Source organism: Thiocapsa rosea (genome assembly GCF_003634315.1).
GTDB classification, from domain to species: domain Bacteria; phylum Pseudomonadota; class Gammaproteobacteria; order Chromatiales; family Chromatiaceae; genus Thiocapsa; species Thiocapsa rosea.
Window position 1 is genome coordinate 931,945 of record NZ_RBXL01000001.1, and the last position, 13,433, is coordinate 945,377.

At 63.5% G+C, this 13,433-nt stretch carries 12 protein-coding genes; 4 read left to right on the forward strand and 8 right to left on the reverse strand.

What is annotated here, in order from left to right:
- Positions 1-121: 121 nt before the first annotated feature.
- Both BDD21_RS04195 and BDD21_RS04200 read right to left on the reverse strand, forming a co-directional pair.
- Positions 122-826 (reverse strand): rhodanese-like domain-containing protein, encoded by a 705-nt coding sequence (locus BDD21_RS04195; protein ID WP_120796071.1) that lies wholly within the window; start codon positions 824-826, stop codon positions 122-124.
- Positions 827-910: 84 nt separating this feature from the next.
- On the reverse strand, positions 911-2,473 hold the full coding sequence (locus BDD21_RS04200) for a CHAD domain-containing protein (RefSeq protein ID WP_120796072.1): 1,563 nt from the start codon (positions 2,471-2,473) through the stop codon (positions 911-913).
- 46 nt (positions 2,474-2,519) lie between these two features.
- On the opposite strand from BDD21_RS04200, the gene BDD21_RS27365 reads away from it, so the two are divergent.
- The 4 genes from BDD21_RS27365 to lon all read left to right on the forward strand — a co-directional run bounded on the left by BDD21_RS27365 (position 2,520) and on the right by lon (position 7,363).
- Positions 2,520-2,738 carry a hypothetical protein gene (locus BDD21_RS27365; RefSeq protein WP_147430988.1) on the forward strand — a complete coding sequence of 73 codons (219 nt, stop codon included), beginning with the start codon at positions 2,520-2,522 and terminating at the stop codon, positions 2,736-2,738.
- Complete coding sequence (gene tal / locus BDD21_RS04205; protein ID WP_120796073.1) at positions 2,735-3,706, forward strand: transaldolase; 972 nt, start codon at positions 2,735-2,737, stop codon at positions 3,704-3,706. The genes BDD21_RS27365 and tal overlap by 4 nt, the downstream gene beginning before the upstream one ends.
- 397 nt (positions 3,707-4,103) lie before the next feature.
- Entirely contained in the window at positions 4,104-4,898 is a 795-nt protein-coding gene (gene rsmA / locus BDD21_RS04215) for a 16S rRNA (adenine(1518)-N(6)/adenine(1519)-N(6))-dimethyltransferase RsmA (protein ID WP_120796074.1), read from the forward strand.
- 44 nt (positions 4,899-4,942) lie between these two features.
- Positions 4,943-7,363 (forward strand): endopeptidase La, encoded by a 2,421-nt coding sequence (gene lon, locus BDD21_RS04220; protein WP_120796075.1) that lies wholly within the window; start codon positions 4,943-4,945, stop codon positions 7,361-7,363.
- A 368-nt stretch (positions 7,364-7,731) separates the two neighbouring features.
- Here the strand turns inward: lon and rfbD are convergent, their stop codons facing one another.
- The 6 genes from rfbD to BDD21_RS04255 form a co-directional block, all read right to left on the reverse strand.
- Positions 7,732-8,643, reverse strand: coding sequence for a dTDP-4-dehydrorhamnose reductase (gene rfbD, locus BDD21_RS04230; protein ID WP_120796077.1), 912 nt, complete (start codon positions 8,641-8,643; stop codon positions 7,732-7,734).
- Positions 8,640-9,206, reverse strand: coding sequence for a dTDP-4-dehydrorhamnose 3,5-epimerase (rfbC, locus tag BDD21_RS04235; RefSeq protein ID WP_120796078.1), 567 nt, complete (start codon positions 9,204-9,206; stop codon positions 8,640-8,642). Before rfbC ends, rfbD begins: the two co-directional genes overlap by 4 nt.
- Positions 9,203-10,084: a glucose-1-phosphate thymidylyltransferase RfbA gene (gene rfbA, locus BDD21_RS04240; RefSeq protein WP_120796079.1), complete on the reverse strand. Its 882-nt coding sequence runs from the start codon at positions 10,082-10,084 to the stop codon at positions 9,203-9,205. The genes rfbC and rfbA overlap by 4 nt, the downstream gene beginning before the upstream one ends.
- Positions 10,085-10,095: 11 nt before the next feature.
- Positions 10,096-11,154 carry a dTDP-glucose 4,6-dehydratase gene (rfbB, locus tag BDD21_RS04245; RefSeq protein WP_120796080.1) on the reverse strand — a complete coding sequence of 353 codons (1,059 nt, stop codon included), beginning with the start codon at positions 11,152-11,154 and terminating at the stop codon, positions 10,096-10,098.
- Between the two features lie 222 nt (positions 11,155-11,376).
- Positions 11,377-11,889 carry a single-stranded DNA-binding protein gene (ssb, locus tag BDD21_RS04250; RefSeq protein ID WP_120796081.1) on the reverse strand — a complete coding sequence of 171 codons (513 nt, stop codon included), beginning with the start codon at positions 11,887-11,889 and terminating at the stop codon, positions 11,377-11,379.
- A gap of 78 nt (positions 11,890-11,967) precedes the next feature.
- Entirely contained in the window at positions 11,968-13,350 is a 1,383-nt protein-coding gene (locus BDD21_RS04255; protein WP_120796082.1) for an MFS transporter, read from the reverse strand.
- Between the last annotated feature and the right edge of the window lie 83 nt (positions 13,351-13,433).

The window sequence follows — 13,433 nt, forward strand, 5'->3', positions numbered from 1 at the left end:
TGTTGGAATGGCTTGGCCGCGCCGGCTCCGATGACTGTCGGAGCCGGCGCGGTTTAGATTCGATGCTCAACTTGCCGAGCACCCTCGCAGACGTGTGGGCATCGATTACCAATGCCGCAGCTTATTCGTCGGCGTTCGCCGCCGACGGCTTCACGGTCGTGAAGCCGAGCTGCTCCCACATCTGCATCCCGCCGCGATACCACTTGATCCGATCCGCGGGATAGCCGAGCGCCAGCAAGGCGCGGATATTGGTCGGGGATTGCCCGCACCAAGGTCCGTTGCAGTAAAAGACCAAGGTCTTGGCGGCGCTGAAGTTCCAGAGCGCATTCAAGCGAATCGCACCGAGTTCGAACTCCAACAACTCGGCCACCGCCTCGGGCTGCGCGTGCGCCGGATCCAGTCGCGTGTAGGGGAGATGGATTGCACCCGGGATCATCCCCTGCGACACCCATGGCTCGATGCGTGAATCGATCACCAGGATCGGCTCGCCCTTGGATGCGCGCACGAGATAGGCGATCAGCTCGAGCTCGCCGATGGTCTCCACGCCGGGCGCCAGCTGCATCGGTTGGATGCAGTAGGGAGGGCAGTCGCGGGCGGTCTGCTCGTAGGGCGCAACGATGGTGTGATCCGGCTCCTGGTGGCGCATCAAGATGACCGGTTTCCCCGCGTGCTCGACCTCAACATAGGGAAGGGTTTCGGTGATTTTCACCCGAAGATCGTCCAGATCGAAGAGCCCCTCCTCCGGGTTGGCCGCGCCGGCGCCGGTCGCAACAGCGGCAAGCAACACGAGCGACGTCCTCAGGCCTGACGGCAGAGTCAATCTCATCGACACCTCTCTTGACCTCCTCCGAACCCCGCCTGCGGCGGGGGTTCTCGATACGACCAACGCACTCCCCTTACCGATCGTGTCTCAGCCGCGCTCGAACAGGGCACGGAACAACGCTTGGTGGTCGTCGTGCAGATACCGATCGAAGACCTCGGCGAATGCCTCGCGGGCCTGCTCCTGGCGCCCCAAGAGCTGACCGACGAGCGCGCCCATCGCGAGCAGCGTCTCGGTATCGGCCCTAGCCTCGGCCTGCATCTGCTTGGCCCAGTCGAGCAGGTGCTCGGCCTGTACCGCCAAGTCCTGAATCAGACCAAGATGATCAAGCAGGGTCTTGAGCAGCTTGATCAATCGGGTCATCTTGCCCCGCGGATAGAGACTCTGGAAAAGCTCCATCAGGTATCGGAGCTTCTTGCAGCTCTTGCGCAGCTCATGCAGCTCGGTGGCGGGGGAGTCCGGCCGAATGGCGAGACCCTCGCGACGCACGCGTTTCGCCATGCGCCGAATGCGCTCGTCGGCGAGCGCCTTGATCGGACGCAGGGCATTGGGCTCGGCCAGATGCTCGGCGATCGGAGCCTCGAGGAAGACCCTCCACTCCCGCATCAAATCGGCGAAGGCGGGGGAGCTCAAGGCAACGGAAAGGCGGCCCTGCTCCTCGCTCAGGCGGGCCGACAAGAAGGCATGGACCGGGTCGAGACTCGGACGCAGCCGGACCGGCAGTGCCTCGCGATAACGGTCGAAATCCAGGAGATAGACATCCAAATCACGGACCGGCCCGGTGACCTGCTGCAACCAAGCGAACCTGACCTTGTAAGCCTCGAGGAGATCGGCCGGAAACACGCCCTTCGCCTGGCCCAGGACCGAGCGCGTGCGGCGCGTGGCGACGCGCAGATCATGCAGGAACTCACTGTCCAGATGCTCCCGCGCACCGTCCAGATTTGCGATCAGGGTCGTGAACAGGCTCCGCAGGAGCGTCTTGAGCGCCGCGTCCGATCTCTGATCGGGATCGAGGCGATCCTCGATCTTGGACGAATAGTCTCCGGGGGATCGACCGCACGCCGAGAGCGCCTCCAACAGGATCGGTGTCTCGACGGCCTCGAGCCCGAGTCGTTCGGTCAGGAGATCGGTCACCTCCTGCGCGATCTGCTCGTGGTAGTGCTCCGCGACGAGGCGGATACGCGACGCGAGCGGCCCGCAGACAGCACCGCCCGCGTTGCGTGCGCTCAGCGCCTCGATCTCGACGCGCAACAGGGTCTCGGCATCGTCGTTGACGAGCCGAAAGACGGTGATATGACTCTCGACCTCGACAAGCGGGAGCAGCCGTCGGATCCCGCAAATCTCCAGGATGCGCTCGCGCACCGGTCCGAGCGGAAGATCGGAGGCGAAACCGGGATCACCGGCAAGGGTCTGAGACAGAGACGGCGACGCGCCGTCCAGATCGCTTCGGATCAGACGTCGCGTCGAGCGCTGCGTACGGCATTCCAGAGCACCGCCGTCGTGAAAGATCGCCCAATCGAAGGTGTCGTAAAACACACGCGTCGTCGTCTCCGATGGCGCGAGGATAGGACGATAGAATCCCGTCAGCAGATCCGAGACCTGTTGGAACGGCGTGCCGTCGGGCACCCGAAGCTCCGTTGTCGAATGGCTCATAGGATGTTCGAAACACCTCGTACCCTTGGCCCGATAGGTCTTGAGTATGAACGACAAGAGCGCAGAGGACACCCGCGGAATCGACACCGGCGAAACGCCCTCGACGGGTCACCCTGCCGGCGCGGTTCTTGCGCGGCTGCGCGACAGGCCCTTTTCTGGAGGCGCATCGAGCGCCCGGACGGATTCGAAATCGTCATCGGATTCCGTTAAGGTCAACCCATCGACGCCGACGCGTCTCAACCTTGAAGAAGGTGTGGAACCATGAGCAAGCTCGACCAACTCAAGACCATGACCACGGTCGTCGCCGACACCGGCGATTTCGAGTCCATCGCCGAGTATCAGCCCCAAGATGCCACCACCAACCCGTCCCTGATCTTCAAAGCGGCCCAGATGCCGCAGTACCGCGAACTGGTGGAGGACGCCGTTCTCTTCGGCACCCGCGAGGGCGGCAGCGACCCGATGGGCCAAGCCCGGGCAGCCATGGACAAGCTCGCCGTGAACTTCGGCACGGAGATCCTGAAGATTGTTCCCGGACGGGTCTCGACCGAGATCGATGCGCGGCTCTCCTTCAACACCGAGGCGACGCTTAAGCGCGCCGCGGCACTGGTGGAGCTGTACCAAGCCGTCGGCATCGACCCGAGCACCCGAGTCCTCTTCAAGATCGCCTCGACCTGGGAAGGCATCCGAGCCGCCGAGATCCTGCAGCGCCAAGGGCTGCACTGCAATTTGACCCTCTTGTTCAGCTTCGCCCAAGCCGTCGCCTGCGCCGACGCGGGCGTCACACTCATCTCGCCCTTCGTCGGACGTATCCTCGACTGGTACAAGAACACCGACAACGTCTCCGGCTACCCGGCCGACGAGGATCCGGGTGTGCAGTCCGTCACCCGCATCTACAACTACTACAAACGCCACGGCTACGACACCGTCGTCATGGGCGCGAGCTTCCGCAATCTCGACGAGATCCTGGAGCTGGCCGGCTGCGACTACCTCACCATCTCGCCCGCCCTGCTCGGCGAGCTTGCTTCGACCGAAGGCGATGTTCCGCGCAAACTCGACCCCGAAGGGGCGCTCGACATGGAGATCCCGAAGGTCGGGTTCGACGAGCCCGGCTTCCGCTGGGAACTCAACGAAGACGCCATGGCCTCCGAAAAACTCGCCGAGGGTATCCGACTCTTCGCCGCCGATACGCGTAAACTCGAGCAGTTCGCCCACGAGGTCTGCCACAACTGCTAAAACGCGCCCGGTGCGGTATGCGTCGTTTGTTGGAGCTGGCGCGGTTTAAGCCCCGAATCCAATCGTTGTCGTTGTCGTAATCGGATTCCGGACGACGACGAACACGACAACGACAACGACAACGACAACGACAACGACAACGACAACGACAACGAGTATAGCCTTCGACCACTTGGTTCCGGCTCTGCGGGTAGATCCTTTTCCGGAGATCGCCTCAACTCACCGGGCGCCGGACGCCCAGGCGCAAAATACCCCTCGAATATATCAACCATCTTAGAGCCGACGTGGTTTAAATGAAAAAAAATACTCTCTTAAACTGCGTCGGCTCCGACGGCCGTGGATTGATCGGAGGCCGAATCGAGGCGCAACCAATCCATATCAGGCCGGACGCAGTTTAATGGACCACCGCGCACGCAAGCGTTTCGGCCAGAACTTCCTTCACGACCGCCAGGTGATCGACCGTATCCACGGGGCGATTGCCGCCACACCCGGCGAGCGCGTCGTCGAGATCGGTCCCGGGCAGGGCGCCATCACACAAGGACTCCTGACCGCCGTCGGCTCGCTCGATGTCGTCGAGCTGGATCGCGACCTGGTCGGCCCGCTCGCCGATCGGCTCGGCCCGCTCGGAGAGCTTCGGATCCACCAGGCCGATGCCCTGAACTTCGACCTCTGCGGACTCGTGCACGAGGGCGAGAGCCTGCGTCTCGTCGGGAATCTCCCCTACAACATCTCCACACCGCTCTTGTTCCGATTCCTGGAGCAGGCCGACTGCATCGAGGACATGCACCTGATGCTTCAAAAGGAGGTCGTGGAGCGCATCGTCGCGGACCCGGGCGACAAGACCTACGGGCGACTCTCGGTGATGGTTCAGACGCTGTGCTCGACGGACTGCCTCTTTCGCATCGGTGCTGGCGCCTTCACCCCGGCCCCGAAGGTCGAGTCCGCTTTCCTCAGGTTACGGCCCCATCGACCGCTTCCCTACCCCGTCGACGACCCGGCACTGCACGCCCGTATCGTCGCCGCGGCCTTCGGGCAGCGTCGCAAGACCCTGCGCAACAGTCTCTCCAAACTGGTCGATGCACAGCTGCTGATCGCAACCGGGATCGATCCGACGCTGAGGGCCGAAAACCTCGATGTCGCGAGCTATGCGCGCTTGGCGAATGCCGCTTGCAAATCGCCGGTCGTACCCTGAAATTGACCGATCCGATTGGGGTATTGACGAAGGAGGACAGCGCAATGGCGGTCGAGGATTCAGGCGAGGATTTAGGAGAGGATTCGAGCGATATCAGGGGCGACGAGGGTTCCGAAATCACGCTCGCGCGGGCCAACGATGTCCTCCCGACCCGCATCCCCATCCTGCCGGTCGCCTCGCGTCCCTTCTTTCCCGGCCAAGCCGTTCCGCTGATGATGGATGCGGAGAGCTGGTCCTCGACACTCAAGGTGGTCGGGGAGAGCGAGCACAAGATCCTGGGCGTCGTGCTGGTGCGCAGCGAGACCTCCGAAGAGGCGCAGACGACCGATTTCTATCCGGTCGGCACGGCCTGCCGGGTCCACCGCGTCCATCAGCAAGACGGCCACCTCCAAGTCCTGGTGGAGTGCCTGCAGCGCTTCAGCATCGCCAACTGGGTCAGCCGCGAAGTCCCCTTCGACGCGCAGGTGACCTATCTCCCCGAGCCGGCCGGTCCGCCGAACGAGGAGATCAAGGCCTACGCCATGGCCGTGATCAACACCATCAAAGAGCTGCTGCCGCTCAACCCGCTCTATGTCGAAGAGCTGCGGATGTTCCTCGACCGCTTCGGCCCCGACGATCCGTCGCATCTGTCCGATTTCGCGGCCAGCCTCACGACCTCCACCAAGGAGCAGCTGCAGGATGTCCTGGAGATCCTCCCGCTCTTGCCGCGCATGGAGAAGGTGCTGGTCTTGCTCAACAACGAGCTCGAGCTCGCCCGCGCACAGCAGAAGATCCGGCGCACGGTCGAGGAGAAGATGCACAAGCAGCAGCGCGAGTTCTTTTTGCGCGAGCAGCTCAAGGCGATCCAGAAGGAGCTCGGCATCGCCAAGGACGACCGCACGGCGGAGATCGACCGCTTCAACGAGCGGATCGAAAAGCTCGTTCTGACCGAGCAGGCGAGCAAGCGGATCGAAGAGGAGATGGACAAGCTGCGCATGCTGGAGACCGGTTCTCCGGAATACGCCGTGACCCGCAACTATCTGGACTGGATCACGATCCTGCCTTGGGGCAAGCACTCGGCCGACAAGCTGGATCTCAAGCGGGCGCGCCGCGTGTTGGATCGAGACCATTACGGCCTGGAGGATGTGAAGAAACGTATCCTGGAGTTCCTCGCCGTCGGTATCCACAAGGGCGAGATCGCCGGCTCCATCATCCTGCTGGTCGGCCCTCCCGGTGTGGGCAAGACCTCGATCGGGCACTCCATCGCCGACGCGCTCGGCCGACGCTTCTATCGCTTCTCGGTCGGCGGCATCCGCGACGAGGCCGAGATCAAGGGCCACCGTCGCACCTACATCGGCGCCATGCCCGGCAAGTTCCTCCAGGCGATCAAAGACGCCGGCACGGCCAATCCCGTCATCATGCTCGACGAGATCGACAAGGTCGGCGCCTCATACCATGGCGACCCCGCCTCGGCCCTGCTCGAGGTCCTCGACCCGGAGCAGAACAGCGACTTTCTCGATCATTATCTGGATCTGCGTTTCGACCTCTCGAAGGTTCTGTTCGTCTGCACGGCAAACCAGACCGACAGCATCCCCGGCCCCTTGCTCGACCGCATGGAGGTCATTCAGCTCTCCGGCTATATCGCCGAGGAGAAGCTCCAGATCGCGAAGAAATATCTGCTGCCGCGCCAGATCGCCCGGGCAGGGCTTGCCAAACGTGCGGTGACGCTCGACACCAAGACACTGCGCGCCCTGATCGATGCCTATGCCCGCGACGCCGGGGTGCGGCGATTGGAAAAGCAGCTCGGCAAGATCGTGCGCAAGGTCGCCGTGCGGATGCTCGAGGGCGAAGAGACACCGATCAGCGTCGGCGCGGACGACCTGAAGGGCTATCTCGGCAGCCCGGTGTTTCGCGACGAGCGCAAGCTCTCCGGCCCCGGCGTCGTCACCGGTCTGGCCTGGACCGCGATGGGCGGCGCCACGCTCTCCATCGAGGCCGCCCGGACCCACAGCTTCACACGCGGCTTCAAGCTCACCGGCCAGCTCGGCGACGTCATGAAGGAATCCGCCGAGATCGCCTACGGCTACCTGGTCGGCCACGCCGCCGAGCTTGGTGCCGATCCGGCCTTCTTCGAGAACGCCTTCATCCATATCCACGTCCCCGCGGGCGCCACCCCCAAGGACGGCCCCTCGGCCGGCATCACCATGACATCGGCCCTCCTCTCCCTCGCCCGCAACCAACCGATCCGGCGGCTCGCCATGACCGGCGAGATCACCTTGACCGGCGAGGTCTTCCCGGTCGGCGGGATTCGCGAGAAGCTGATCGCGGCACGGCGCGCCGGCATCCGCGAGATCATCCTTCCCGAAGACAACCGAGGCGAGTTCGAAGAGGTGCCCGAGCACGTTCGCAAGGGCTTAAAGGTGCACTTCGCCTCGCGCTATCACGACGTCTTGCCGCTCTTGTTCGGGAATGCGTCGAGGACGTGATCCCGCGCGGTCCGAGGCATAAACCTAAACCGCGTCCAGCGCGGTTCTCGAGCGCGTCGCGTTGACTGCGAACTTGCGGGCCGTCGGGCCGGCTGAAGAGGACGACTGCAAGTCGTCTATCCCGGGGGGTTCGCCGCTTCGCGACGACCGTAGGCGGCACTGCCGGACGATCCTCTGCGCAATTGGGATGTTGATTTCCGGAGATCGCCTTAATGTTGCCTTTGGCTTCGGAGATATCCTCGATCTCAACGAGACGCGGTTTAAATTTTTATATTTTTCAAAATTTTAAACCGCGCCAACTCCAACGGTCGTGACGTCTGCCGGGGCCGATCCCATCCAAAAACATCGCATATCACTCCGGGCGCGGTTTAAGCCTTCTCGTCCAGACACTGCTTTAACGACAACCGCCAGTCGGGCATCGCCAGCCCGAAGGTCTCTTGGAAGAGGCCGTTGTCCAGGACCGAGTAGAGCGGGCGGCGCGCCGGCGCCGGATATTCAGACGAGGGAATCGGGATCAGACTCGCGTCCAGGCCGGCGTCCTCCAGGATCGCGCTCGCGAACCCGTACCAGCTGACCTGACCCGAGCCGGTCAGATGATAGAGCCCGCCGACCTTCTCCAGATCCAGGTCGCCGCGCAAGACCCTGTAGAGCACCAGTGCCGTCGCCGAGGCCAACATGCGGCTCCAGGTCGGCGAGCCGATCTGGTCGTCGACGATCCGCAGCTCATCGCGCTCTTTGAGCAGACGCAGCATCGTCAGCAGGAAATTGGCACCGCGGATGCCATAGACCCAGCTGGTGCGAAAGATCAGGGCACGGGCGCCGGAGCTCAGCAACGCCTGCTCGCCGGCGAGCTTGGTCTCGCCATAGACATTGAGCGGACCCGGTGCGTCGTCTTCCCGGTAGGGCCGATCCAGGTTGCCGGAGAACACGAAGTCGGTCGAGTAATGGATGATCGGCGTCCCGCGCCCGGCCAGCATGGCGCCCAGCTCGCCGACCGCATCGGCATTGATCCGCCGCGCGATATCGCGGTCCGTCTCGGCCTTGTCCACGGCGGTATAGGCGGCGGCGTTGACAACAGCGTCCGGAGCGGTGTCCTGGACAAGCCTCGCCAAAGATGCCGGATCCAGCAGATCGATCGTCGGTCCGTATTCCCCTTCGAGGGAGGCCGGGATCACATCCCCGAGTGTCGCGAGTGTGCGCCGCAACTCCCAACCGACTTGCCCGTTGGCGCCGATCAGGAGGATACGGGGCCGTTCGGTGGCCGTACGCTTGGTGGTCATAGGCTGGCCTCGTATTCGGGAAGGCGTTCGGGTGGGATCTCGCTCAAAAAGGCCGCGGCAGCATCCTTTGCAGAGAGCTCGGGCATCCCCTCCAGCTGCCAGTCGATGCCGATCTCGGGGTCGTCCCAACGCAGACTGAGCTCGGTCTCGGGACTGTAATAGTCCGTGTTCTTGTAGATGAAGAGGGCCGAGTCGCCGGTGACCAGAAAGCCGTGTGCAAACCCCGGCGGGATCCAGAACTGGCGCCGATTCTCTCCCGACAGCGTGGCACCCACCCAACGCCCGAAGGTCGGCGAGCCGCGACGGATATCGACCGCGACATCGAAGACCTCGCCGTCCATCACCTGCACCAACTTACCTTGGGCATGCGGGTGCTGGACGTGCAGGCCGCGCAGGACACCCCGGCGCGAGTAGGACAGATTGTCTTGAACAAAGGGTGCGGGGATGCCCAGCTCGGCATAGCGATTGGTCCGGTAGGTCTCCATGAAGAAACCGCGCTCGTCGCCGAACACCTTTGGCTCGAGGATCAGGACACCCGGGATCGCCGTTTCGATAACCTTCATACGTCACCCCGCCTCAGCAGACTCAGCAGATACTCGCCGTAGCCGCTCTTCTTCAGCTCCTCGCCCATCGCGCGGAGCTGATCGTCGTCGATCCAGCCGTTGAAGTAGGCCACCTCTTCCGGACAGCAGATCTTGAGACCTTGGCGACGCTCGATCGTCTCGATGAACTGCCCGGCCTGCATCAGCGACTCGTGCGTGCCGGTATCGAGCCAGGCCGTTCCGCGGCCGATGCGGGTCACGTGAAGCTCGCCTTGCTCGAGATAGCGGATGTTGAGATCCGTGATCTCCAGCTCGCCGCGCGGCGACGGGCGCAGACCCTCGGCGAGCCCGCAGACCTGATTGTCGTAGAAATAGATACCGGTCACCGCCCAGTTGGACTTGGGCGTGCTCGGTTTCTCTTCGAGACTCAGGACATGCCCACTCGCATCGAACTCGGCCACGCCGTAGCGCTCCGGATCCGAGACGTAGTAACCGAAGACGGTGGCGCCGCGCTCGCGCGCACCCGCGGCCCGCAGCTGATCGACCAAGCCGTGACCGTAGAAGATGTTGTCTCCCAAGATCAGACAGGAGGGCGATGTCCCGACGAAGTCCTTGCCGATCAGGAAGGCTTGCGCGAGCCCGCCCGGATGGGGCTGCTCGGCATACTCGAGATGCAGCCCCCATTGAGATCCGTCCCCGAGCAGGGATCGGAACATCGGCAGATCATGCGGCGTGGAGATGATCAGAATCTCGCGAATCCCCGCCAACATCAGGGTCGAGAGCGGGTAATAGATCATCGGTTTATCGTAGATCGGCAGCAGTTGCTTGCTGATCGCCCGCGTCAGCGGGTAGAGACGCGTGCCGGAGCCCCCGGCCAGGATGATGCCTTTTCGATTCATGATCCGATCCCTCAACCGGCGCCGCCGAGACGCTCGCCGAGATAGCTTCCGTCGGTGACGCGCCGACACCAATCCGGGTTGTCCAAGAACCAGTCGACCGTGCGTCGCATTCCGGATTCAAAGGTCTCCGCCGGCTCCCAACCCAGCTCGCGTTTAAGCTTGCCGGCATCGATCGCGTAGCGCCGATCGTGTCCGGGACGGTCTTTGACGAAGGTCTTCAGATCCACGTGCGGCCGATAGGGCGAATCGGGCAGGCGCTCGTCGAGCAGGGCGCAGAGCGTATCGACGACCTCGAGATTGGTCTTCTCGCTGTTGCCGCCGACGTTGTAGACCTCGCCGGGTCTGCCGGCCTCGAGAACGCGCAGGATCGCCCGGCAGTGATCGATGACGTACAACCAGTCGCGCACGTTCCCGCCGTCGCCGTAGATGGGCAAGGACTCGCCGCGCTGGGCCTTCAGGATCATCAAGGGGATCAACTTCTCCGGGAACTGGTAAGGCCCGTAGTTGTTCGAGCAGTTGGTCGTCAACACCGGCAGGCCGTAGGTGTGAAACCAGGCGCGCACCAGATGGTCGGACGCGGCCTTGGACGCGGAATAGGGCGAGTTGGGCGCGTACGGAGTCGACTCGGTAAAGAGGCCCGTCGGCCCGAGCGAGCCATAGACCTCGTCGGTCGAGACATGCAGGAAGCGAAAGGCATCCTTGGCCGCGCCGCTGCGCTTGGCCCAATGGGCACGGGAGCAGTCCAGCAGGTTGAAGGTGCCGACCACGTTGGTCTGGACGAACTGCGCCGGGCCGTCGATCGAGCGGTCGACATGGCTCTCGGCCGCAAAGTTCACGACCGCGTCGACCTCGTACTCGGCAAGGAGCCGGGCGACCAGCGCAGGATCGGCGATGTCGCCCTGCACGAAGACGTGACGCGGGTTGTCCTTCAGATCGGCGAGTGTGTCCAGATTGCCGGCGTAGGTCAGGAGGTCGAGGTTGACCACCCGCGCATCGGTCGTCTCGATGATGTGGTGGACAAAGTTGCCGCCGATGAATCCGGCCCCGCCGGTGACGAGAAGGGTCAGCACTCGCGATGCTCCTTGACGCTGGTGGTGGAAGGCTTAAACCGCGCCCCGCGCGGCATGCGATGTTTTTGGACGGGATCGGCCCCGGCAGACTTAACGACCGTTGGAGCCGGCGCGGTTTAAGAATTTAAAAAATTGATTATTCTAAACCGCGTCCCCGCCAAGGGCCGTCGATGCACAAAAGGTCGAGCTCACTCAAAATCAGCATCTCGCTCTGGACGCGGTTTAAAACGGGATGTCGTCGTCGAAATCCGCCGCACCTTGGCTGCTGCCTCCGGGGCTACTGCCTCCCGACGACGGCGCCGGACTTGAGGACTGCGGCCGCCCGCCGCGCGAGGACTGATGGGCGGGCGCGTCGTCGAAGGGCACCGATGACCCCATACCACCGCCGCCCGAACGGCTGTCGAGCATCTGCATGGTCCCGTTGATGTCGACTATGATCTCGGTCGTGTAGCGATCTTGTCCGTCCTGACCCTGCCATTTTTTAGTGCGCAGCTTGCCTTCGACATAGATCTTCGACCCCTTGTGCAGATACTGCTTGACGATCTCGGCGATCTTGCCGAAGAACACGACGTTGTGCCACTCGGTGCGCTCCTGTCTCTCGCCCGTGTTCTTATCCTTCCAGGTCTCGCTTGTTGCGATGCGGATATTCGCCACCGCATCGCCGCTCGGCATGTAACGCACCTCCGGATCAGCCCCGAGGTTGCCGATGAGAATTACCTTGTTGACGCCTGCCATGCAGTCCTCCCGCTCCGCGCCATACGCGGGCGATTGTTGTCTCGCCAAAAAACACGCGGCCGACCCGGGCGTTTGTCCTCAGGCTCTGGCCGAAAATGTCTGCAATGTTGCCCAATCCAGTCGGCCACTGTCCACCTTTAGGTAGGCGACACCCTCGTCGAGCGCGACGACGGCGTCCTCCACACCCGGGATGGCCAGCAGACGCGCCTCGAGACCCAAACCCTCGTCGCCCGGTCGATCGCCGAGCGAGAGGACATGGGCCGTCAGATTCGCCGGCATCGCCATCGTGGCCGCCAGACCGATCCACACCAGCGAGGTCGCGGCCCCGACCAGATAGACGGCGTCCGCCCCGAAGCTCTGATGTGCCAAACCGCCGAGCAGTCCGCCCAAAAAAGCACCGATGAACTGCGAGCTGGAGAAGACCCCCATCGCCGTCCCGCGCGCACCGGCACGCGCGGCCTTCGAGACCAGCGACGGCAGGATGGCCTCCATCAGGTTGAAGACGGTGAACATCACCAGCAGCAGGAACCCGACGACCCAAATCGACTGATTGAACAGGTAGAAGCCCACCATCGACGCACACATCGCCGTGACCGCACCGATCAGCACGGCCTTCACCTTGCCGCCGCGCTCGGCCATGATGATGAAGGGGACCATGATCACGATCGCGAGCAGGACAACCGGCAGATAGAGCAGCCAATGATCCACGGCCGCCAGGCCGGCCGATTCGATCGACAGCGGCAGCACTACGAACATGCTCACCATGGTGAGGTGCAGCAGGAAGATGCCCAGATCCAGGCGCAGCAACGTGGGGTTACCCAGCACGCCCGCGAACTGATCCATCACCGGCTGGGCCTCGCGATGGACGCTGGAGCGTTCGGGCTCGGGCACGACATAGGCCAGCACCAACATGCCGGCGATCGCCAGAAACGCGGTCAGCCAAAAGATGCCCGAGATCCCGAGCCAGCGCGCCAAGGGCGGTCCGACCACAAGCGCCGCGGCAAACGACAGGGCGACGCTGATCCCGATCGCCGCCATGGCGCGCGTGCGCACCGCATCGCGGGTCAGATCGGCGGTGAGCGCAATGGTCGCCGCCGCGATGGCACCGCTGCCCTGAATCACGCGCCCCAGGATGACCAGCTCGATCTGATCGGCAAGGGCCGCGACGACGCTGCCGATCGCGAACAACACCAGCCCCCCGTAGATCACGGGTTTGCGGCCGATCCGATCCGACAGCAGCCCGAGCGGGATCTGAAACAGCGCCTGCGTCAAGCCGTAGGCGCCGATCGCCAGTCCGACCAGCAAGGGCGTAGCGCCCTCCAGGTCGTGTGCATAGAGTGCAAAAACCGGCAGGACCATAAAGAGGCCCAGCATGCGCGTGGAGAAGATCGCGGCCAGACCGGCCGCAGCGCGCTTCTCCAGCCCGGTGAAGGCGACAAGGGGTTGATGAGACGGGGTCAAGGACGGTGGCCTGCGACGTCGATTCGGGGAAGACGCGAGTATAAGGGCTTGTCGGCGATCGTGCCCGATCGCGATTGACAGGG